Consider the following 20,711-nt stretch of genomic DNA (forward strand, 5'->3'; position numbering starts at 1 on the left):
AAAGCCGCCCTGATGTGAGGGAGGGTTGGGGGAAAGCCGCCCTGATGTGAGGGAGCGTTGGGGGAAAGCGGGCCTGATGTGCGGGAGCGTTGGGAAAAAGCCCGCCAGACGTGAGGGAGCGTGTGGTGGAGGAGGCGAACGATGGGGAGGGCCTAGTCGGGGTTGCGGAGGACCGTAAAGCCGCGCCCGAGGTCGGAACGCCCGGGGTCGGGGAGGACGACGGCGATCGGCGCGCCGGGTTCGGCCACGCGCCGCAGCTCGCGGACGACGTCATCCCACTCCGCCGGCGGCCGTCCCGCCAGTGCGTCCACCGCCCAGACGGCGGGGAACGCGCCGTCTGCAAAGGGCAGCGCCTGCCCGGCCGCGACCGACGCCGAGAGGCCCCGGGCCCGGGCCGCGTGGATGTTCTCCTCCGAGGGATCCACGCCGGTGAAGTGGATGCCGGCGCGGACAAAGAGGAGCCCGTCCGCGCCCGGTCCGCAGTCCAGTCCTAGCACGCCGCGGCGGCCCTCGGCCTTGAGTAGGGCGAGGAACCCGGAGAGCTCGTCCTGCCGCGTGGTTGCCATGGCTCCAGTTAAGGGCGGCGCCGCGTCGAAGACAAGCCCCGGCCGAGACAAGCCCCCGGCCGGGAACCTAGCTGAAGACCACGGTCCGGTTGCCGTCCAGCAGCACACGGTGCTCGGCGTGCCACTGCACCGCCTGCGCGAGCGTGCGGCCCTCGACGTCGCGGCCCATCTGGACGAACTGCTCGGCGGTGCGCCGGTGGTCCACCCGGATGACTTCCTGCTCGATGATCGGGCCTTCGTCCAGGGCCGCGGTGACGTAGTGCGCGGTGGCGCCGATAAGCTTCACGCCCCGGGCGTGGGCCTGGTGGTACGGCTTGGCGCCCTTGAAGGAGGGCAGGAACGAATGGTGGATGTTGATGGCCTTGCCGGTGAGCTCTGTGCAGAGCTCGTCGGAGAGGATCTGCATGTACCGGGCCAGGACGGTGAGCTCGATGTCGTGCTCGGCCATAAGCTTGCGCAGCGCGTCCTCGGCCTCCACCTTGGTGTCCCGGGTGACGGGGATGTGGTGGAACGGGATGCCGTAGAACTCGGCCAGGCCGGCGAGGTCCCGGTGGTTGGAGACGATGGCCGGGATCTCGATCGGCAGGGTGCCGGAACGCTGCAGGAACAGCAGGTCGTTGAGGCAGTGCGCGGAGGTGCTCGCCATCAGCAGGGTGCGGAGCTTCCGGCCGGCCGGGTTGAGGCTCCACTGCATGCCGAACGCCTGGGCCACGGGTTCCAGAGCGGCGTGCAGTTCAGCCGCCGGGGCCGCCGTCGTCGCCTCCACCCGCATGAAGAAGGTGCCGGTGCCCTGGCTGCCGTACTGCTGGGAGTCCGTAATATTGCAGCCGGCCACCAGGAGGGCGCCGGCCACGGCGTGCACGATCCCGGGCCGGTCCGGGCAGGAAAGGGTGAGGATATAGGAGGCAGTCAGCTGGTCTTCAGTCACGAAGACAGCCTACCCGCGGCTGGGATAGTCTTGATCTGTCGCAACTGGCGTTGGGTGGCTAACCACCAGGGAGCGGCACGCACGCAGACCACGGATCGTACGCCTGGGCCGAGGGTCATGTTTTCCGGCCGGCAGCCACGCTGCCGCCCCGCCGACGGCACCCCCACGGGTGCCCGCCCCGCCTTACGGGTCCCGTTCCGGGCCCCGTAATTTAGGGGCGCCGCGGCGGGCCAGCCGGTAACCTGACCTTTAAGCAGTGACCGTTGCCAAGCCAGGAGTTCTTCGTGACTACTTCCGTACGCCTTACCTCAGCAGCCGTGAGCAACCAGCCGCTCGCTGAACTCGACCCCGAAATCGCCGCTGTCCTGACCCAGGAGCTCGGCCGCCAGCGCGGCACCTTGGAAATGATCGCCTCCGAGAACTTCGCGCCGCGCGCCGTGATGGAGGCCCAGGGATCCGTCCTGACCAACAAGTACGCCGAGGGCTACCCGGGCCGCCGCTACTACGGCGGCTGCGAGTACGTCGACATCGCCGAGCAGCTCGCGATCGACCGGGTCAAGGACCTGTTCGGCGCCGAATTCGCCAATGTCCAGCCGCACTCCGGCGCGCAGGCCAACGCCGCCGCGCTGTCCGCCATGATCACCCCCGGGGACAAGATCCTGGGCCTCTCGCTGGCCCACGGCGGGCACCTGACCCACGGCATGAAGCTGAACTTCTCCGGCAAGCTCTACGAGGTGGCCGCCTACCAGGTCGAGGAAGACAACTTCCGGATCGACATGGACAAGCTGCGCGAACAGGCGCTCGCCGAGAAGCCCCAGGTGATCATCGCCGGCTGGTCCGCCTACCCGCGGCACCTGGATTTCGCCGCCTTCCGCTCGATCGCCGACGAGGTCGGGGCGCTGCTCTGGACCGACATGGCGCACTTCGCCGGCCTCGTCGCCGCCGGGCTGCACCCCAGCCCGGTCCCGCACTCCGACGTCGTCACCTCCACCGTGCACAAGACCCTCGCCGGACCCCGCTCCGGCGTGATCTTGGCCAAGCAGGAGTGGGCCAAGAAGATCAACTCCAACGTCTTCCCCGGCCAGCAGGGCGGACCGCTGATGCACGTCATCGCCGCCAAGGCCGTGGCCTTCAAGATCGCCGGCACCGAGGAATTCAAGGAACGCCAGGAGCGGGTGCTCGAAGGCGCCCGGATCATCGCGGACCGCCTGAACCAGTCCGACGTCTCCGACGCCGGCGTCTCGGTCCTCACCGGCGGCACCGACGTGCACCTGGTGCTGGTGGACCTGCGCAACTCCCAGCTGGACGGCCAGCAGGCCGAGGACCTCCTGCACTCGGTCGGCATCACGGTCAACCGCAACGCCGTACCCTTCGACCCGCGCCCGCCGATGGTCACCTCGGGGCTGCGCATCGGCACCCCCGCCCTGGCCACCCGGGGCTTCGGTGCCGCGGAGTTCACCGAGGTCGCCGAGATCATCGCGACCGCGCTGAAGGCGGGTTCCGGCGCCGACGTCGAGGCCCTCCAGGCCCGCGTGGACAAGCTGGCCGAGGACTTCCCGCTGTACCCGCAGCACGAGCAGTGGTGATCCGATGACCGCCACCAACTCCGCACCCGCCAACTCCGCCCAAGTCCAGGAGCACACCGCCAGGATCCTGGACGGCAAGGCCACCGCCGCGGCGATCAAGGCCGAACTGACCGAACGCGTCGCCGCTCTCAAGGAACGGGGGATCGTCCCGGGCCTCGGCACCATCCTGGTCGGGTCCGACCCGGGCAGCACCTGGTACGTGGGCGGCAAGCACAAGGACTGCGCCGAGGTGGGCATCACCTCGATCCGCCGCGACCTGCCGGAAGAGACCACCCAGGACGAGCTGCTGGCCGTGGTCCGGGAACTCAACGAGAACCCGGAATGCACCGGCTACATCGTCCAGCTGCCGCTGCCGGCGCACATCGACCAGGACACCATCCTGGAGGCCATGGACCCGGACAAGGACGCCGACGGCCTGCACCCGATGAACCTGGGCCGGCTCGTGGCGAACGTCAGCGGACCCATGAAGTCCCCGCTGCCCTGCACGCCCAAGGGCTGCGTGGAGCTCCTGACCCGGCACGGCATCGACCTGAACGGCAAGCGTGTGCTCGTGGTGGGCCGCGGCGTTACGATCGGCCGCCCGGTGGGCCTGCTGCTCACCCGCAAGGACGTCAACGCCACCGTCATCCTGGCCCACACCGGCACCGTGGACCTGCCCGCCGAACTCCGGCAGGCCGACGTCGTGATCGCCGCGGCCGGCCAGCCACACATGATCAAGGCGGCGGACCTCAAGCCGGGCGCCATTGTGCTCGACGTCGGCGTCAGCCGCGTCGACGACGGCTCCGGCAAGGCCGTGGTCACCGGAGACGTGGACCCCGCGGCTGCCGACGTCGCCGCCTGGCTCTCCCCGAATCCCGGGGGAGTGGGCCCGATGACCCGCGCCATGCTGCTGGCCAACGTGGTGGAAACCGCCGAACGGCACCTCGACGCGGAGCACGCTCCCGCCTAGGTCACCCACGCCGGTCACCCACGCCAAAAGGGCGCCCCTTCCTGACCGGAGCGGGCGCCCTTTTGCTGCCCTGCCATTGGCAGGAGGGCGGCGGCACGGAAAATGTCCGGACTTTTTACGAAAAGACTCTTTCATAGTTTGCCGGGATCGACTACCGTGTTCCGGGTGTCTGAACTTGTGTCGAAAGAGTCTCCCGTGAGCAACCCCGAGGAGACCGGTTCTCCCCAGTACGTCATCACCGCAGAAAACCTCACCAAAAGCTACGGCGACGTCACCGCCGTGGACGGTATTTCCTTCCGTGTGCCCGCCGGCGAAGCCTTCGGACTGCTCGGCCCCAACGGCGCCGGCAAGTCCACCACCATGAAGATGATCGGCGGCGTCTCGCAGCGGACCTCCGGCAGCCTGAGCATCATGGGGCTGGACCCGGAGCAGCACGGGCCCGAGGTCCGCGCCCACCTGGGCGTCGTCCCGCAGCAGGACAACCTGGACGAGGAACTGAAGGTCCGCGACAACCTGCTGGTCTACGGCCGCTACTTCGGCCTGCCGATGAGCTACCTCAAGCCCAAGGCGGACGAGCTGCTGGAGTTCGCGCAGCTGACGGACAAGGCCAAGTCCAAGGTGGACGCCCTCTCCGGCGGGATGAAGCGGCGCCTCACGATCGCCCGCTCCCTGATCAACGAACCGCGGATCCTGCTGCTGGACGAACCCACCACCGGGCTCGACCCGCAGGCCCGGCACATCCTCTGGGACCGGCTGTTCCGGCTCAAGGAACAAGGCGTCACCCTGATTCTCACCACCCACTACATGGACGAGGCCGAGCAGCTCTGCGACCGCCTGATCGTCGTGGACAAGGGCAAGATCATGGCGGAAGGTTCCCCCGCGAGCCTGATCCGCGAATACTCCACCCGTGAAGTCCTCGAACTGCGCTTCGGCTCCGAACGCAACGCCACGGTCGCCGCGGAGCTCGAGGGCATCGGCGAACGGATCGAAACCCTGCCGGACCGCGTCCTGATCTACGCCCACGACGGCGAGGCCGCCCTGGAACAGGTCTCCGCCCGGGGCCTGCACCCGGTCACCTCGCTGGTCCGCCGCTCCTCGCTGGAAGACGTCTTCCTGCGCCTGACCGGACGGAGCCTTGTTGACTAAGGAAGCAGAGTTGACTGACCCAAGCAACACGGCCGGTACGACGGCGGCGCCCACCCTGCGCGCGCACCCGCCGGCCGTCTCGGCGGCCCGCGCCCGCCGCTGGGGCGCCTTCTACTACGCCGAGCAGGTCCTGCGGGTGATGAAAGGCTACGGCTGGACCATCGTGATGTACGGCGTCGGCCAGCCGGTCGCCTACCTCTTCGCCATGGGCGTGGGCCTCGCCACGCTGGTGGACACCAACTCCACCGCGGCCTTCGGCGGCGTCAGCTACCTGGCCTTCATCGCCCCCGCGCTGCTGATCTCCGCCGCCGTGATGACGGCGGCCAACGAGTTCACCTTCCCGGTGATGGACGGCTTCAAATGGCGCCGGGTCTACTACGGCCCGCACGCCTCGCCGCTGACCCCGGAACAGATCGCGGCCGGGCAGATCATTGCCGTCACGGTGCGGTTCCTGCTGCAGTCCGCCATCTACTTCGGCGTGGTGGCACTGTTCGGTGCGTCCCCGGGCGGCTGGGGCTGGGTCTCGATCCTGGTGGCCACGCTGGCCGGTTTGTCCTTCGGCCTGCCGCTGATGGCCTATGCGGCCACCATCAAAAACGACAAGGGCCAGTTCGCCATGGTGATGCGCTTCATCGTGATGCCGCTGTTCCTGTTCTCCGGCACGTTCTTCCCGCTGGACACCCTGCCCCTGGCGGTCCGGTGGATCGGCTGGATCTCCCCGATCTGGCACGGCACCGAACTGGGCCGCGTGTTCAGCTACGGCTACGAGGAGGCGCCGCTGCTCACCTTGGTCCACGTCGTCTTCCTGCTCGGCCTCGCCGTCCTCGGCTGGGTCCTGACCCGGCGCCAGTTCGCCAGAAGGATGGCATCATGAGCGTGCTCGCCGGACACTACGATTCGGGAAACCAGGACGCCGGCCGGAGCGTCGCCGACGCCGCCCGCAACCGCCGCTTCGGGCCGCTCTACTCCCGCAACGTGCGCGCCGTCGTCGCCCGCGGGTTGATGGCCACCAAGAGCAGCAACTGGATGGTCATGCTCTCCGGATTCTTCGAGCCGGTGCTCTACTTGATCTCGATGGGGGTGGGCCTGGGCGCGATCGTCGGCGAGGTGCAGGGCCCCGGCGGGCAGCAGATCTCGTACGCCGCGTACATCGCCCCGGCCCTGCTGGCGGTCTCGGCCATGAACGGCGCCGTCTACGACTCCACCTGGAACGTCTTCTTCAAGATGAACTTCGCGAAGCTCTACCAGGGCATGCTCTACACCTCGCTCGGGCCGATCGACGTCGCGATGGGCGAAATCTTCCTCGCCCTGCTGCGCGGGCTGATGTACGCCACCGGCTTCACCGCCGTGATGGGCGTGATGGGCCTGATCACCACGCCGTGGGCCATCCTGATGATCCCGGCGTCGGTGTTGATCGCGTTCGGCTTCGCGAGCTTCGGCATGGGCATCACCAGCTTCATGAAGACCTTCCAGCAAATGGACTGGATCAACTTCGTGATGCTGCCGATGTTCCTCTTCAGCGCCACCTTCTACCCGTTGAGCGTGTACCCGCAGTGGATCCAGTGGCTGATCCAGGCGATGCCGCTGTGGCACGGAGTGGAGCTGCTGCGCCAGATCAGCGTCGGCGTCTTCACCCCCGCCACCGCGGTGCACATCGGCTACTACCTCGCCATGATCGTGCTTGGTGTGGCGCTGACCACCGGGCGGCTCCGCAAGCTGTTCCTGAAGTAGGCGCGGCGTTCGCCCGGGGTGGAAGCGCCGCCCCGGGCCCGGCCGGTTTGCGATAATAGGCGCATGCGATCTCTGGACAACCCTTCTGCCAAGCCCTCCGCGTTCAACGCCGCCGCCGCCAAATTCTCGATGTTCCGCCTCGGCGGCCTCGGAATGACGGTCTTCATCATCGCGTTCCTGGTGGCCGTCATCTTCGCGGCAAACCAGAACGACGTCGTGGGCTGGGTTGTCGCGGTCATCGCCGCCTTCTGGCTCGCGCTGGCGGCCTTTGTGGTGTTCAGCATCCAGCGCGCCGCCAAGAAGGCCGGCGCCAAGCTGAACGAGGCGCAGAACGCGTTCAACTCCGCGGTGGGCCGGGCGCCGTCGTCGGGAAGCGCCGACCACGGCGGCACGCGCCTTGTCGGTGACCGCCGCGAAGCCGACGATATCCGGGACATGAAGCTGGACCACTCCTTCAAGATCGTCCAGGTGCAGGTCCGGGTGGTGGAGCAGGAACGCGCCAAGGGCGGCGCCGCGGACCAGGACACCATCCGCCGCGCACTCGAAACCATCGAGATCACGGCCACCAACGCACGGGACATGATCAAGTCCGCGGACGGCACCGACGAGCCGGTCCGCGGAACCATCATCGACTAGAGTGGAACGGGTGAGCTCGGCATTGAAGAAGGACCACCTTCGCATCGCATCGGTCAACGTCAACGGCCTCCGCGCCGCCTACAAAAAGGGCATGGCGGAATGGCTGGCGTCGCGGGACGTGGATATCCTTTGCCTGCAGGAGGTGCGTGCGCCTGACGCGATCGTCCGCGAACTGCTCGGCGACGGCTGGTACATCCTGCACGCCGAGGCCGAAGCCAAGGGCCGCGCCGGCGTCGCCATCGCCTCGCGCACCGAACCCGTCGCCACCCGCAACGGCATTGGCGACGACTACTTCGCCACGGCGGGCCGCTGGGTCGAAGCCGACTACATCGTCCGCGACGCCGCAGGCGAGGCCTCGCAGCTGACCGTGGCGAGTGCGTATGTGCACTCCGGCGAGGCCGGCACCCCGAAGCAGGACGACAAGTTCCGCTTCCTGGACGTAATGTCCACCCGGCTGCCGGAACTGGCCAAGCACAGCGACCATGCCCTGGTGGTGGGCGACCTGAACGTCGGCCACACCGAGCTGGACATCAGGAACTGGAAGGGCAACGTCAAACGTGCCGGCTTCCTGCCCGAGGAGCGTGCCTACTTCGACCGCTTCTTCGGCGAGGAAATCGGCTGGAAGGATGTTCACAGGGGCCTGGCGGGTACCGTCGACGGCCCCTACACTTGGTGGTCGCAGAGGGGACAGGCCTTCGACAACGACACCGGCTGGCGCATTGATTACCACATGGCCACGCCCGCTCTCGCCGCTGCGGCGGTGTCAGCAGTTGTTGACCGGGCGCCGTCCTGGGACACACGCTTCTCCGACCATGCCCCGCTGGTAGTGGACTACCGGCTCTAGTCTTAAGGTTTTTCCCATGACCTCTCCTTCAAACGCGTCGACCATGACCGGCGCCGACGCCGGCGTCGCTCTTGACGCTGCCGTCTCACCCAACGGCCAGGCTGCGGCGGTTCCCGGCGCCAGGCACCGCATCCTCTCCGGCATGCAGCCCTCCGCCGACTCGCTGCACCTCGGCAACTACCTGGGCGCCCTGGTGAACTGGGTCAGGATGCAGGACGAATACGACGCTGTCTTCTTCATCCCGGACCTGCACGCCATCACGGTGCCGCAGGATCCTGCCGAACTGGCCCACCGCACGCGCGTCACCGCCGCGCAGTACATTGCCGGCGGCGTCGACGTGGACAAGTGCACGCTGTTCGTCCAGTCGCAGGTCCCGGAACATGCCCAGCTGGCCTGGGTGCTGAACTGCATCACCGGCTTCGGTGAGGCGTCCCGGATGACGCAGTTCAAGGACAAAGCCCTGAAGCAGGGCTCGGACCAGGCGAGCGTCGGACTTTTCACCTACCCGATCCTGCAGGCCGCGGACATTCTGCTGTACCAGCCGCACGGCGTTCCGGTCGGGGAGGACCAGCGCCAGCACGTGGAGCTGAGCCGGGACCTCGCGCAGCGTTTCAACTCCCGTTTCGGTGAGACCTTCACAGTGCCCCAGCCCTTCATCCAGAAGGAGTCGGCGAAGATTTACGACCTGCAGAACCCGACGGCGAAGATGTCGAAGTCCGCGGAGTCGCCGGCCGGCCTGATCAACCTGCTGGACGACCCCAAGGTGATCGCCAAGCGGATCAAATCCGCCGTGACGGACGCGGAAACCGAAATCCGTTTCGACCGGGAGAACAAGCCCGGCGTCTCGAACTTGCTGACGATTTACTCGGCCATCAGCGGCCGGACTGTGGAGCAGCTGGTGGCCGCGTATGAGGGCAAAATGTACGGCCACCTCAAGGTGGACCTCGCGGAGGTGGTCACGGAGCACCTGCGTCCGATCCGCGACCGGGCGAACGAGCTGCTGGACGATCCCGCGGAGCTGGACCGGCTGCTCGCCCTGGGCGCGGACAAGGCCCGGGAGATCGCCTCGGTGACCCTCCGGGACGTGTACACCAGGGTTGGCTTCCTGCCCTACGCCGGAGCACGGGGAGTCCACTAGCGCAATGTCCTCCGCCAGCAAAGTCACCGCCAGCGACACCGGGCGCGGCAGCCACCACGGCGCCCGCCGGGGTTCAGGTGCCGCACCCCACCGGAGTGCGGCACCTGCCAGCGGTGAAACCCCGGACGAAGGCATCAGCATCGGCGTCATCCTGGGCTTCCCGCCGGACATCGCCGAGGAACTGCAGCGCTGGCGCGCCTCTTTCGGTGACCCGATGGCCGCGACCATCCCGGCGCACATCACGCTCGTCACCACGACCGTGACGCAGGACTGGGAGGCCACGTGCCACCACGTCCGTGAGGTGGCTCGCAAACAGGAACCGTTCACCGTGACGATCGCCGGCACCGGTTCATTCCGGCCGGTCTCGCCGGTGGTCTTCCTGAACGTCGAGGACGGCTTCGGCGAGTGCGTCAACCTGCACCGGCAGCTCCAGGCCGGGCCGCTTGACCGCGAACTCCCGTTCGCCTACCACCCGCACGTCACCGTGGCGCACGACGTGGCTCCGGAAAGCCTCGACGAGGCCGAAACGGCGCTGAAAGATTACAGGGCCAGCTTCCCGGTGGTTAGCATGGGACTTTACGAGCACGATGACAACGGCATCTGGCAGCTACGGGAAGAGCTTGACTTTGGCACCGAACCTGACGACCACCGAGGCGAGGCCGGCGCAGCAGGCACCCGCTGACCCTCCGCTTCCCACCGACCTTGCCGGGCTGAAACTGGAAGTCATCCGGAAACGGGTCGACTGGGGCAAGGCCCGGCGCTCCTCCGGCGGCGGCCCGGCCGCGCCGCTCGCGATGGTCCAGTGGCTGATCGCCCGACTCAACGTCCTCCGTCCGATGCGCGCCTTCCAGCACTACAACCTGCAGCATGGCCCGCTGCTGAGTGCAGGCATCGGATTCCGGATGTTCTTCTCCATCACCGGCCTGCTGGCCACCGGCTTCTCCGTGGCGGGGCTCTTCCTCAGCGCCCAGCCCGTGCTGCTGGACCAGATCATCAAGAGCGTCGTCAGGGCAGCCCCGGGCCTGCTGAAGGTCGACGGCCGTGACGGGCTGGTGGACCCGCAGGACCTGCTGAACCCCAACGGCCTCGGCTGGACCGCCGTAATCGCCGCCGTCGTCACCGTGGTGACCTCGCTGGGCTGGATCGGAGGCCTGCGCGACGGCCTGCGCGGCGTACTGCGGCTGGGTCCGCTGAAGATCAACCCAGTCCTGCTGAAACTGCACGACGTCGGCACCCTCCTGCTGCTCGGCGTCGCCCTGGTCATCAGTGCCGGCGCCTCGCTGGTCTTCGGCACCGCCGCCGGGTGGGTTGCCGAGCAACTCCGCCTCGACCCGCTGGTGGCCGGTCCGCTGACCACGTCCATCAAGATCGCGGTGCCGCTGGTGCTGGGCTGGGTGACCGCGCTGATCATGTTCCGGCTCGCCGGCGGCCTGAAACTGCGGCGCCGCGCCCTCCTGGAAGGCACCGGCCTGGCCGCGGTGGGTACCAGCGTGCTGCAGATCTTCAGCGCCGAACTCCTGGCCAGCGCCGGCCGGAACCCCATCCTGGCGCCCTTTGCGATCATCATCGGCCTGCTCATCTGGTTCAACCTGGTCAGCCAGGTCTACCTCGTCTCCGCCGCGTGGTCCGCGGTGCGGGAGGAGGACCTCAGCACCGCCACGGCCGCCAGGACGACCGGTTGGGGAGCCCGCCAGGTGCAGCCGGGGAAGACCCCGGTGGAGCCCCGGGAACGCCGCCTCCCGGCGGCTAGTTTCCGGCGTCGAGGTACTGGTCGGCCCACGCCGAAATAATCTTCGCCGCGCGGGCTGCCTGGCCCTTGCCGGTGAGCAGGTGGTCGGAGCCCTCGAGCGAGACGAAGCTGCGCGGGTGCCGCGCGGTCTGGAAAATGCTGCTGGCATTGTCGATGCCAACCGTGTTGTCGGTGGGGGAGTGCAGCACCATCAGGGGCTTGTGCAGCCGCCGGATGCAGTCGGTCAGGTCCGCGCTTTCCAGGTCCTCGACGAAATGCCGGCGGATCTCCACGCGCTTGCCGCCCAGGTCCACCTCGGCGCTGCCCTCGCTCAGGATGCGGTCCAGCGCGGCGTCAAAGACGTGCGCGACGTGCTTGGGCGAGAACGGGGCGCCGACCGTCGCGACGGCGTCGAGCTCCGGGATGCTCCCGGCGGCCGCCAGCACCGCGGCGCCGCCGAAGGAGTGCCCCACCAGCAGCGAGACGGGCCGGCCGGAGTCGCGCATGAACTCGGCGGCCTTGACGGTATCCGCCACCTTGTGGCTGAAGGACCCCTCGGACCAGAGCCCCGCGGACTCGCCCAGCCCGAGGTTGTCGAAGCGGAGCATGCCCACCCCGTTGTCCGCCAGGGCCTTGCACATCCGGGACGCGGACGGGCTGTCCTTGCCCAGCGTGAAGCCGTGCGAGAACACACCCCAGCCCTTTACCGGCCCCTCGGGGAGGTCAAGGACGCCGGAGAGCAGCTCCCCGGTGGAACCTTCGAAGCTGACTTTTTCGGAGCGGGACACAGGGGCCTTTCGTTTAGGGGGCTTACGACGGCGGCGCCCCCACCGGAAGGTGGGAGGCGCCGTCGTCGTTAAAGCTGGTGCGGTGGTGCAGGTGCTAGATCTTGCGGGACAGGATGGCCTGCTTGACCTCGGCGATGGCCTGCGTGACCTGGATGCCGCGGGGGCAGGCCTCGGTGCAGTTGAAGGTGGTGCGGCAGCGCCACACGCCTTCCTTGTCGTTGAGGATCTCCAGGCGCATGTCGCCGGCGTCATCACGGGAGTCGAAGATGAAGCGGTGCGCGTTGACGATCGCGGCCGGGCCGAAGTACTGGCCATCGGTCCAGAACACCGGGCAGGACGAGGTGCACGCGGCGCACAGAATGCACTTGGTGGTGTCGTCGAACCGCTCGCGGTCCTCGGCGGACTGCAGGCGTTCCTTGGTGGGCTCGTGGCCGCGGTTGATCAGGAAGGGCATGACTTCGCGGAAGGACTGGAAGAACGGTTCCATGTCCACGATCAGGTCCTTTTCCACCGGCAGGCCCTTGATCGGTTCGACCGTGATGGGCTTGGAAGTGTCCAGGTCCTTCAACAGGGTCTTGCAGGCGAGGCGGTTGCGGCCGTTGATGCGCATGGCATCGGAGCCGCAGACGCCGTGGGCGCAGGAGCGGCGGAAGGAGACGCTGCCGTCGATTTCCCACTTGACCTTGTGCAGGGCATCCAGGACACGGTCGGTGCCGTACATGGTGACGTGGAAGTCGTCCCAGGTGGACTCGTCGGAGACCTCCGGGTTGTAGCGGCGCACGCGCAGGTGGACGTCGAAGGACGGGATGTCCCCGCCGCCGCCAACGCCGGCGGGCAGTTCGATCTTGGAGGCTGGCTCAGCGAGTTCAGCGGTCATCTTAGTACTTCCTCACCATCGGCTCGTAGCGCGTAAAGACCACCGGTTTGGTGGCAAGCCGGATGCCGGCAATCGCCTCGGCGGATCCGTCCGCCGGGGCGTGGTCATCCTTGTACGCCATGGAGTGCTTCATGAAATTTTCGTCGTCACGCTCGGGGAAGTCCTCGCGGAAGTGTCCGCCGCGGGATTCCTCGCGGTGCAGGGCCGCCACGGTCATGACCTTGGCGAGCTCCAGCAGGAAGCCCAGCTCCACGGCCTCGAGCAGGTCCAGGTTGAAGCGCTTGCCCTTGTCCTGGACGCTGATCCGCTGGTACCGCTCCTCGAAGGACGCGATGTCCTTCAGGACCTGGTTCAGCGTCTCGGCGGTGCGGAACACCTGCATGTTGGCGTCCATGGTGTCCTGCAGTTCCTTGCGGATCTGGGCCACCTTCTCGGTGCCGTCAGCGGTGCGGACGTGCTCCAGGAGGTTCAGCGTGTACGCCTCGGGATCTGCGGGCAGTTCCACGAAGTCAGCGGTCTTGGCGTATTCGGCGGCGGCAATGCCGGCACGCTTGCCGAAGACGTTGATATCCAGCAGCGAGTTGGTGCCCAGGCGGTTGGAACCGTGCACCGAAACGCAGGCCACCTCACCGGCGGCGTAGAGGCCCGGGACGACGGTGTCGTTGTCCTGCAGGACCTCGGCGCTGATGTTGGTGGGGATGCCGCCCATGGCGTAGTGCGCCGTCGGGAAGACCGGAACCGGCTCCGTGTACGGCTCCACACCCAGGTAGGTGCGGGCGAACTCGGTGATGTCCGGCAGTTTGGCGTCGATGTGCGCCGGCTCCAGGTGGGTCAGGTCCAGCAGCACGTAGTCCTTGTTCGGGCCGCAGCCGCGGCCTTCCCGGACTTCGTTGGCCATGGACCGGGCCACGATGTCGCGCGGGGCGAGGTCCTTGATGGTGGGGGCGTAGCGCTCCATGAAGCGCTCACCCTCGGAGTTGCGCAGGATCGCGCCCTCGCCGCGGGCGGCCTCGGAGAGCAGGATGCCCAGGCCGGCCAGGCCGGTCGGGTGGAACTGGAAGAACTCCATGTCCTCCAGCGGGATGCCCCGGCGGAACGCGATGCCCATGCCGTCACCGGTCAGGGTGTGGGCGTTGGAGGTGGTCTTGAAGACCTTGCCGGCGCCGCCCGAGGCGAACACCACGGACTTGGCCTGGAAGACGTGCAGTTCGCCGGAGGCGAGGTCATAGGAGACGACGCCGGCGACGCGCTTCTGCTTGTACGGCGTGCCGTCCTCGCGGACCGCGTCTTCCTCGACGGTCAGCAGGTCCAGGACGTAGTACTCGTTGTAGAACTCGACGTTGTGCTTGACGCAGTTTTGGTACAGGGTCTGCAGGATCATGTGGCCGGTGCGGTCAGCGGCGTAGCAGGCACGGCGGACCGGGGCCTTGCCGTGGTCGCGGGTGTGGCCGCCGAAGCGGCGCTGGTCGATCCGGCCCTCGGGCGTCCGGTTGAACGGCAGGCCCATCTTCTCAAGGTCCAGGACGGCGTCGATTGCTTCCTTCGCCATGACCTCGGCGGCGTCCTGGTCCACCAGGTAGTCGCCGCCCTTGATGGTGTCGAAGGTGTGCCACTCCCAGTTGTCTTCCTCGACGTTGGCCAGGGCTGCACACATGCCGCCCTGCGCCGCGCCGGTGTGGGAGCGCGTGGGGTAAAGCTTGGTCAGTACTGCTGTTCGCGCGCGCTGACCGGATTCGATCGCGGCGCGCATGCCAGCGCCACCGGCACCGACAATGACGACGTCGTACTTATGGACCTGCATACCAGATGCTCTTTCTCTCAAAATTCGCTGTAAACACCGCCGGCGGAGCCTGCGCAGTGAAGTCTTGCGATCCTAGGCCCGCGCGGGCAGGCAGGGATCAACGCCCGGGGGACCGGGCCGCTACGGGGCGGGGCAGAACCCGCCGGGCAGCTGCACGCCGTCGACCACGGGGCACGGGTTGAAGGTGAAGATCACCAGGGTGCCGAGGATGATGATGGCCGCGGCGGCCGCGTAGAGCACGATCTTGAGCCAGAGACGCGTCGCGTCCTTTTCGGCGTAGTCGTTGATGATGGTGCGCACGCCGTTGGTGCCGTGCAGCATGGCGAGCCACAGCATGGCCAGGTCCCAGACCTGCCAGAACGGGTCGGCCCACTTGCCGGCGACGAAGCCGAAGTCGATCGCGTGGATGCCTTCGCCCACCAGCAGGTTGACGGTCAGGTGGCCGAAGATGAGGACCACAAGGACGACGCCGGAAAGCCGCATGAAGAGCCATGCCAGCATTTCGAAGTTGCCCTTGGAGGAGCCGCTGCGGCGGTACTGCGGAGCGATCTTGCCGCTGCGGGGGCTCTGGATCTGCGTTGCACTCATGGCTTAGTGACCTCCGAGGGCGAGGGACAGGTGGCGGATGGAGAAGCCGACCATGATGACGACCCAGAGGGCCAGAACCGTCCACAGCATCTGGCGCTGGTACTTCGCGCCCTTCTTCCAGAAGTCGACGGCGATGATCCGCAGGCCGTTGAAGGCGTGGAACACGATCGCTGCGACGAGGCCCGTTTCACCCAGGGCCATAAGGGGGTTCTTGTAGGCACCGATCACGGCGGTGTAGGCCTCGGGGGACACACGCACCAATGAGGTGTCCAGCACGTGGACCAACAAGAAGAAAAAGATCACTACACCGGTAACGCGGTGTCCAACCCAGGACCACATGCCTTCACGGCCGCGGTACAAGGTGCCAGCTGGTTTTGTCGGCACTGAATAAACCTCCCTGCAACACAGCGGCGCTGGCATGGGATCCACGCGGGGGGAACGCCTGCTGCGAGAGCACTCGTAAGCTCAAGCCTAAATCTAGGCTTCGCTGTCAGCTTATTCAATTCAGCGGATCGATGGTGACGGCGCCCGGCGCGGTTTTTGACGGGTTTTGAGACGAACGCCACATTTGCCGAGCCCGCGGAGGGTTCCGTAAGCAGGGGCGGTGGGCGCAGCGTGCGCTGCGGTTCTTCCCGCGCCGCGTGCGTGCCCCGGGGCCAACGGGCGGGGTTCGGCTAAAGTAGCCCGTGATGACTACAGACAATATGGACAGCCACGTTTCACCCGAGGGCGCTGCGGCGGACTCCCCGCTGAGGCGCTTCATCGCGGTGATTCCGGCAGGCGGTGTGGGGACCCGGCTCTGGCCGCTCTCCCGGGCCGCCGCCCCGAAGTTCCTGCACGACCTCACCGGGTCCGGCAGCACCCTGCTGCGCGCCACGTACGACCGGCTGGAACCCCTCGCCGGCAGCAACGTGCTGGTCGTCACCGGAACTGCGCACCGCGAGGCCGTGTGCCGCCAGCTGCCCGAGGTGGACGAAGCGGACCTCGTGCTGGAGAGCGAGCCGAAGGATTCGGGCGCGGCCATCGGCCTCGCCGCCGCCATCCTGCACGAGCGCGATCCGGAAACCATCATGGGTTCCTTCGCCGCGGACCAGGTCATCAGCCCCGACTCGCTGTTCCAGGACGCCGTCCGCGAAGCCATCTACACCGCGGCCGCCGGGAAGATCGTCACCATCGGCATCAAGCCCACGCACCCGTCCACCGGCTTCGGCTACATCCGGGCCGGCGACAAGCTGAGCGTGCAAGGGGCCCCCAGCGCCCACACCGTCGTCGAATTCGTTGAAAAGCCCAGCGAGGAAGTCGCCCAGCAGTATGTGGATAGCGGCGAGTACGTCTGGAACGCCGGCATGTTCGTCGCCCCGGTCTCGCTGATGCTCAAGCACCTCGAAGCCAACCAGCCGGAGCTCTTCGCCGGCCTGCAGGAGATCGCCAAGGCCTGGGACACCCCGCTGCGCGACGAGGTCACCGCCCGCGTGTGGCCGACCCTGCCCAAGATCGCCATCGACTACGCGGTGGCCGAGCCCGCCGCGGCAGCCGGGGACGTCGCCGTCGTGCCCGGCACTTTCCGCTGGGACGACGTCGGAGACTTCGCCTCCGTGGGCCGGCTCAACAGCGCCAAGGAAGTCGACGACGTCACCGTGATCGGCGAGGGCGCCCGCGTCTTCACCGAAAACGCCAGCGGCGTGGTGGTCACCGACACCAAACGGGTGATCGCCCTGATCGGCATCAAAGACGTGGTCATCGTGGACACCCCGGATGCGCTGCTGGTAACTACGAAGGCCCACTCCCAGCGGGTCAAGGCCGCGGTGGACGCGCTCAAGGCCAGCGGCGACACGGACGTGCTCTAGGCCGCTGCCTTGGGCGCTGCCCTCGGCGCTGCCGTGGCCTGGCCGGCGTAATCCTCCGACTGCGATGCGGCTATTTTTCCGACGCTCGCTAGAGTAATTGTGTGCGCAATTACACTACTGAAGCCGAGCCAACCACCCTTGTAGGGCCGTGGCTGGAGCCACTCCTGCCGGAGCTGATCGCCTTCCGCCGCGACCTGCACGCGCACCCGGAACTGTCCTTTAAGGAGTTCCGCACCACGGACAAGCTGGCCCAGCGCCTCGAAGCCGCCGGCCTGGCGCCGCGCCGGCTCGAGGGAACCGGGCTCACTGTCGACGTCGGCGAGGGGCCGATTGCCACAGCGCTGCGCGGCGACATCGATGCCTTGCCCATCATTGAGGAAACCGGGCTGCCGTTCGCCTCCAAAAACCACGGTGTCACGCACGCCTGCGGCCACGATGTCCACACCACCACCATGCTGGGCATCGCCCTGATCCTGCAGCGGATGCACGAGTCCTCGCCGCTGGGCGGCACGGTGCGGATCATCTTCCAGCCGGCCGAGGAGACCATGCCCGGCGGCGCCCATGCCTGCATTGAACAGGGCGTGCTGGAGGGGGTGCCGCGGATCCTGGCGCTGCACTGCGACCCCCGGATCGAGGTCGGCAAGATCGGCACCCGGATCGGCGCCATCACCTCGGCGTCGGACACCATCAAGATTGAACTGACCGGCCGCGGCGGCCACACCTCGCGCCCGCACCTGACCGAGGAGCTCGTCTTCGCCCTCGCGCAGATCGCCATCAACGTCCCGGCCGTGCTGTCCCGCCGCGTGGACGTGCGCAGCGGTGTGTCCGTGGTGTGGGGGCACATCTCGGCCGGCTCGGCGCCGAACGCCATTCCCGCGAGTGGCTACATGGCCGGCACCATGCGCTGCCTGGACCGCGACGCCTGGCACAGCGCGGGGGAGATCCTCGACGAGGTGGTCCAGCAGATCGCCGCGCCCTACGGCGTCGACGTGCACCTGGAGCACACCCGCGGTGTGCCGCCGGTGGTGAACTCCGAACACGAGACCGCACTGATCGAGGCCGCGGCCCGGGCCGAAATCGGCGAGAGCTCCGTGGTGCTGACACCGCAGTCCATGGGCGGCGAGGACTTTGCCTGGTTCCTGGCGGACCTGCCCGGCGCCATGATGCGGCTCGGCACCAAGACCCCCGGCGGCGAGGAGTACGACCTGCACCGCGGCGACTACATCCTGGATGAACGGGCCCTGGGCCTCGGCATCCAGGTGCTCACGGCCGCGGCCCTCCGCACCGTCCGCGACCTCTAACCCCACCCCCCACGCGCCCCACGCGCGAACGTACACTTGGGGCCCGCTGACCCCGCGCGAACGTACACTTGAGGCCCTGAAATCAGCGATTTCGGGGCCTCAAGTGTACGTTCGGCCTCCAGCCAGAACGGATTGAGTTGTGCACAATTGAATTGTGCGTTACGGTTTGAGGGTGGCTAAAAACATTCCCCTCGATGCACCCGCGCTTGATGCGCCCCGCCTTGACCGGCAGGTGTGCTTCGCCATGTACTCGGCCTCCCGGGCCGCCACCGCCGCCTACCGGCCCATGCTGGACGAACTTGGTCTGACGTACCCGCAATACCTCGTGATGATGGTGCTCTGGGAAAACCAGCCCCGCAGCGTCCGCGAACTGGGCGAGGAGCTCGGCCTGGACTCCGGGACGCTCTCGCCGCTGCTGAAGCGGCTTGAGACCCTGGGACTCGTGGAACGACGGCGGTCTGCCGCGGATGAGCGGCGCGTGGAGGTATTTCTCACCGAGGACGGCGCCGCCCTGAGCGCCCGCGCCACCGGCATCCCGCAGCGGCTCGCCGAAGCCGCCGGCCTCTCCACCGCGGAACTCGACCAGCTCCGCGAAACGCTGGGCCGGCTCACCGCCGCACTCCAGGCCGGCCGCTGAGCGCCGCCCGCTCCCTAAAAACCTCCCTGACTTCCCAACAGATCGGAACCGAAATGAAGACTCTCTATACGGCCGAGGCGCTGGCCTCCGGCGAAGGGCGCGACGGCAACGCGCAGACGTCCGACGGCAAACTCAGCGTCACCCTGGCCAGCCCGGTGGAATTGGGCGGCAGCGGCGAAGGAACCAACCCGGAGCAGCTGTTCGCCGCCGGCTACGCGGCGTGCTTCCACTCGGCGCTGCGGCTGGTGGGACGCCAGCAAAAGGCCGACCTGACGGATTCCGCCGTCGCCGCCAAGATCCACTTTGGTGCGCTGGCGGAAGGATCCGGCTACGGCCTCGCCGCCGAACTCGAAATTGCCTTGCCCGCCGTGGACCGGCAGACCGCCGAGTCGCTCGTGGCCAAGGCCCACCAGATTTGCCCGTACTCCAATGCCACCCGTGGCAACATCACCGTAGACATCAAGATCCTGGAGGTCGCCGCATGAGCACCGAAACCACCACCCTCCCCACCGTCACCCGCGAGATCCAGCTGGCGTCCCGCCCGCACGGCAGGCCCGTGCCGGACAACTTCCGCCTCGCCGAATCGGCCCTGCCGGAGCTGCAGGACGGCCAGGTCCTCGTCCGCAACCTGTTCATCTCGGTGGACCCGTACATGCGCGGCCGGATGAACGACGTGAAGTCCTACTCGGCCCCGTTCGCGCTGGACGCGGCCATGGAGGGTGGCGCCGTCGGTGAGGTGATCGCCTCCCGCTCGGCCGACCGCGCCGTGGGGGAAACCGTCGTGCACAGCATGGGCTGGCGCGAATACGCGGTGCTGGACGCCGGCGCGACGTCGCCGGCCCGCACCGATCTGGCCCCGGCGTCGGCGTTCCTCGGCGCACTGGGCATGACCGGACTGACCGCCTACGCGGGTCTGCTCAAGGTCGCCGAATTCAAGCCCGGCGAGGCCGTCTTCGTTTCCGGAGCAGCCGGCGCCGTCGGCTCCCTGGTGGGACAGATCGCCAAGGCCATGGGCGCTTCCCGCGTGATCGGCAGTGCCGGCACTCCGGAGAAGGTGGCCCGGCTGCTGGAACTGGGCTTCGACGCCGCGTTCAACTACCACGACGGTCCGGTCCGCGACCTCCTGAAGGAGGTCGCCGGAGAGAAGGGCATCGACGTCTACTTCGACAACGTCGGCGGCGAGCACCTCGAGGCTGCGCTGTCGGTGCTCAACGTCGGCGGCCGGGTGGCAATGTGCGGTGCCATCGCGCAATACAACTCCACCGAGCCGACGCCGGCGCCGCGGAACCTCATGTTGGCGATCGGCAAGCAGTTGACGCTCAAGGGATTCCTGGTCGGCGGTTACTGGCAGTACATGGGGGAGTTCGTCGAGAAGCTGTCCGGGTGGCTGGCTGACGGCACCGTCCGCTACGACGAAACCATCGTGGACGGCCTGGAAAATGCGCCGCAGGCCTTTATGGACCTGCTGGACGGCGCGAACACCGGAAAGATGCTGGTCCGCATCTGACCCTCCCGGCCTGATTAGCAGGGCGCGAACGTACACTTGGGGCCCCGATTTCTTCGGATTTCGGGGCCTCAAGTGTACGTTCGCGCAGGGGAGGGGGTACCGGTTGGTAACA

22 protein-coding genes are annotated in these 20,711 nt (G+C 67.6%); 15 read left to right on the forward strand and 7 right to left on the reverse strand.

The window, feature by feature from the left end:
* Nucleotides 1–152: 152 nt before the first annotated feature.
* Entirely contained in the window at nt 153–566 is a 414-nt protein-coding gene (locus ABIN76_RS09345) for a class I SAM-dependent methyltransferase (RefSeq protein ID WP_346959439.1), read from the reverse strand.
* 67 nt (nt 567–633) lie between these two features.
* Nucleotides 634–1,494, reverse strand: a complete 861-nt coding sequence (gene purU / locus ABIN76_RS09350; RefSeq protein ID WP_346959440.1) for a formyltetrahydrofolate deformylase — start codon at nt 1,492–1,494, stop codon at nt 634–636.
* A gap of 284 nt (nt 1,495–1,778) precedes the next feature.
* Between purU and glyA the strand changes: the two genes are divergently transcribed.
* From glyA to ABIN76_RS09400, 10 genes are all read left to right on the forward strand, one after another.
* Nucleotides 1,779–3,080 carry a serine hydroxymethyltransferase gene (gene glyA / locus ABIN76_RS09355; RefSeq protein WP_346959441.1) on the forward strand — a complete coding sequence of 434 codons (1,302 nt, stop codon included), beginning with the start codon at nt 1,779–1,781 and terminating at the stop codon, nt 3,078–3,080.
* Nucleotides 3,081–3,084: 4 nt separating this feature from the next.
* On the forward strand, nt 3,085–4,029 hold the full coding sequence (locus ABIN76_RS09360; protein WP_346959442.1) for a bifunctional methylenetetrahydrofolate dehydrogenase/methenyltetrahydrofolate cyclohydrolase: 945 nt from the start codon (nt 3,085–3,087) through the stop codon (nt 4,027–4,029).
* Between the two features lie 195 nt (nt 4,030–4,224).
* On the forward strand, nt 4,225–5,175 hold the full coding sequence (locus ABIN76_RS09365; RefSeq protein ID WP_346959443.1) for an ABC transporter ATP-binding protein: 951 nt from the start codon (nt 4,225–4,227) through the stop codon (nt 5,173–5,175).
* Nucleotides 5,176–5,185: 10 nt separating this feature from the next.
* Entirely contained in the window at nt 5,186–6,049 is an 864-nt protein-coding gene (locus ABIN76_RS09370; protein ID WP_346959444.1) for an ABC transporter permease, read from the forward strand.
* Nucleotides 6,046–6,906: an ABC transporter permease gene (locus ABIN76_RS09375; RefSeq protein WP_346959445.1), complete on the forward strand. Its 861-nt coding sequence runs from the start codon at nt 6,046–6,048 to the stop codon at nt 6,904–6,906. The genes ABIN76_RS09370 and ABIN76_RS09375 overlap by 4 nt, the downstream gene beginning before the upstream one ends.
* A gap of 63 nt (nt 6,907–6,969) precedes the next feature.
* Nucleotides 6,970–7,542, forward strand: a complete 573-nt coding sequence (locus ABIN76_RS09380; protein WP_346959446.1) for a hypothetical protein — start codon at nt 6,970–6,972, stop codon at nt 7,540–7,542.
* A 10-nt stretch (nt 7,543–7,552) separates the two neighbouring features.
* Nucleotides 7,553–8,386 carry an exodeoxyribonuclease III gene (locus tag ABIN76_RS09385; protein WP_346959447.1) on the forward strand — a complete coding sequence of 278 codons (834 nt, stop codon included), beginning with the start codon at nt 7,553–7,555 and terminating at the stop codon, nt 8,384–8,386.
* Nucleotides 8,387–8,402: 16 nt separating this feature from the next.
* Nucleotides 8,403–9,524: a tryptophan--tRNA ligase gene (gene trpS / locus ABIN76_RS09390; protein ID WP_346959448.1), complete on the forward strand. Its 1,122-nt coding sequence runs from the start codon at nt 8,403–8,405 to the stop codon at nt 9,522–9,524.
* Between the two features lie 4 nt (nt 9,525–9,528).
* A complete protein-coding gene (locus ABIN76_RS09395; RefSeq protein ID WP_346959449.1) occupies nt 9,529–10,206 on the forward strand; it encodes a 2'-5' RNA ligase family protein in 678 nt (225 codons plus the stop codon).
* 112 nt (nt 10,207–10,318) lie between these two features.
* A complete protein-coding gene (locus ABIN76_RS09400; protein ID WP_346959527.1) occupies nt 10,319–11,314 on the forward strand; it encodes a YihY/virulence factor BrkB family protein in 996 nt (331 codons plus the stop codon).
* Here the strand turns inward: ABIN76_RS09400 and ABIN76_RS09405 are convergent.
* The 5 genes from ABIN76_RS09405 to sdhC form a co-directional block, all read right to left on the reverse strand.
* Nucleotides 11,271–12,041 (reverse strand): alpha/beta fold hydrolase, encoded by a 771-nt coding sequence (locus ABIN76_RS09405; protein WP_346959450.1) that lies wholly within the window; start codon nt 12,039–12,041, stop codon nt 11,271–11,273. The two genes, ABIN76_RS09400 and ABIN76_RS09405, sit on opposite strands and share 44 nt — an antisense overlap.
* Nucleotides 12,042–12,135: 94 nt before the next feature.
* Nucleotides 12,136–12,918, reverse strand: coding sequence for a succinate dehydrogenase iron-sulfur subunit (locus ABIN76_RS09410; protein ID WP_146335452.1), 783 nt, complete (start codon nt 12,916–12,918; stop codon nt 12,136–12,138).
* 1 nt (nt 12,919) lies between these two features.
* On the reverse strand, nt 12,920–14,719 hold the full coding sequence (gene sdhA / locus ABIN76_RS09415; RefSeq protein WP_346959451.1) for a succinate dehydrogenase flavoprotein subunit: 1,800 nt from the start codon (nt 14,717–14,719) through the stop codon (nt 12,920–12,922).
* A 120-nt stretch (nt 14,720–14,839) separates the two neighbouring features.
* Nucleotides 14,840–15,307: a succinate dehydrogenase hydrophobic membrane anchor subunit gene (locus ABIN76_RS09420; RefSeq protein WP_346959452.1), complete on the reverse strand. Its 468-nt coding sequence runs from the start codon at nt 15,305–15,307 to the stop codon at nt 14,840–14,842.
* Between the two features lie 3 nt (nt 15,308–15,310).
* On the reverse strand, nt 15,311–15,691 hold the full coding sequence (sdhC, locus tag ABIN76_RS09425) for a succinate dehydrogenase, cytochrome b556 subunit (RefSeq protein WP_346959453.1): 381 nt from the start codon (nt 15,689–15,691) through the stop codon (nt 15,311–15,313).
* Between the two features lie 320 nt (nt 15,692–16,011).
* Here sdhC and ABIN76_RS09430 point away from each other — a divergent pair, with 320 nt between their 5' ends.
* The 5 genes from ABIN76_RS09430 to ABIN76_RS09450 all read left to right on the forward strand — a co-directional run bounded on the left by ABIN76_RS09430 (nt 16,012) and on the right by ABIN76_RS09450 (nt 20,599).
* Entirely contained in the window at nt 16,012–17,154 is a 1,143-nt protein-coding gene (locus ABIN76_RS09430; protein WP_346959528.1) for a sugar phosphate nucleotidyltransferase, read from the forward strand.
* Nucleotides 17,155–17,255: 101 nt separating this feature from the next.
* Nucleotides 17,256–18,455, forward strand: coding sequence for an amidohydrolase (locus ABIN76_RS09435; protein WP_346959454.1), 1,200 nt, complete (start codon nt 17,256–17,258; stop codon nt 18,453–18,455).
* A gap of 244 nt (nt 18,456–18,699) precedes the next feature.
* Complete coding sequence (locus ABIN76_RS09440) at nt 18,700–19,092, forward strand: MarR family transcriptional regulator (protein ID WP_346959529.1); 393 nt, start codon at nt 18,700–18,702, stop codon at nt 19,090–19,092.
* 53 nt (nt 19,093–19,145) lie between these two features.
* A complete protein-coding gene (locus ABIN76_RS09445) occupies nt 19,146–19,577 on the forward strand; it encodes an organic hydroperoxide resistance protein (protein ID WP_346959455.1) in 432 nt (143 codons plus the stop codon).
* Complete coding sequence (locus tag ABIN76_RS09450) at nt 19,574–20,599, forward strand: NADP-dependent oxidoreductase (RefSeq protein WP_346959456.1); 1,026 nt, start codon at nt 19,574–19,576, stop codon at nt 20,597–20,599. Before ABIN76_RS09445 ends, ABIN76_RS09450 begins: the two co-directional genes overlap by 4 nt.
* The last annotated feature ends 112 nt before the right edge of the window (nt 20,600–20,711 follow it).

This window comes from uncultured Arthrobacter sp. (assembly GCF_964021775.1).
Taxonomy (GTDB): Bacteria; Actinomycetota; Actinomycetes; order Actinomycetales; family Micrococcaceae; genus Arthrobacter.

What these genes read in the sequence shown, in the direction of transcription:
- ABIN76_RS09450 (WP_346959456.1), top strand. Translation starts at nt 19,574, where the DNA reads ATGAGCACCGAAACCACCACCCTCCCCACCGTCACCCGCGAGATCCAG.
- ABIN76_RS09410 (WP_146335452.1), bottom strand. Translation starts at nt 12,918, where the DNA reads ATGACCGCTGAACTCGCTGAGCCAGCCTCCAAGATCGAACTGCCCGCC.
- sdhA (WP_346959451.1), bottom strand. Translation starts at nt 14,719, where the DNA reads ATGCAGGTCCATAAGTACGACGTCGTCATTGTCGGTGCCGGTGGCGCT.
- ABIN76_RS09360 (WP_346959442.1), top strand. Translation starts at nt 3,085, where the DNA reads ATGACCGCCACCAACTCCGCACCCGCCAACTCCGCCCAAGTCCAGGAG.
- ABIN76_RS09400 (WP_346959527.1), top strand. Translation starts at nt 10,319, where the DNA reads ATGGTCCAGTGGCTGATCGCCCGACTCAACGTCCTCCGTCCGATGCGC.
- ABIN76_RS09440 (WP_346959529.1), top strand. Translation starts at nt 18,700, where the DNA reads ATGTACTCGGCCTCCCGGGCCGCCACCGCCGCCTACCGGCCCATGCTG.
- trpS (WP_346959448.1), top strand. Translation starts at nt 8,403, where the DNA reads ATGACCTCTCCTTCAAACGCGTCGACCATGACCGGCGCCGACGCCGGC.
- ABIN76_RS09395 (WP_346959449.1), top strand. Translation starts at nt 9,529, where the DNA reads ATGTCCTCCGCCAGCAAAGTCACCGCCAGCGACACCGGGCGCGGCAGC.
- ABIN76_RS09345 (WP_346959439.1), bottom strand. Translation starts at nt 566, where the DNA reads ATGGCAACCACGCGGCAGGACGAGCTCTCCGGGTTCCTCGCCCTACTC.
- ABIN76_RS09445 (WP_346959455.1), top strand. Translation starts at nt 19,146, where the DNA reads ATGAAGACTCTCTATACGGCCGAGGCGCTGGCCTCCGGCGAAGGGCGC.
- ABIN76_RS09430 (WP_346959528.1), top strand. Translation starts at nt 16,012, where the DNA reads ATGGACAGCCACGTTTCACCCGAGGGCGCTGCGGCGGACTCCCCGCTG.
- ABIN76_RS09375 (WP_346959445.1), top strand. Translation starts at nt 6,046, where the DNA reads ATGAGCGTGCTCGCCGGACACTACGATTCGGGAAACCAGGACGCCGGC.
- ABIN76_RS09380 (WP_346959446.1), top strand. Translation starts at nt 6,970, where the DNA reads ATGCGATCTCTGGACAACCCTTCTGCCAAGCCCTCCGCGTTCAACGCC.
- ABIN76_RS09420 (WP_346959452.1), bottom strand. Translation starts at nt 15,307, where the DNA reads ATGAGTGCAACGCAGATCCAGAGCCCCCGCAGCGGCAAGATCGCTCCG.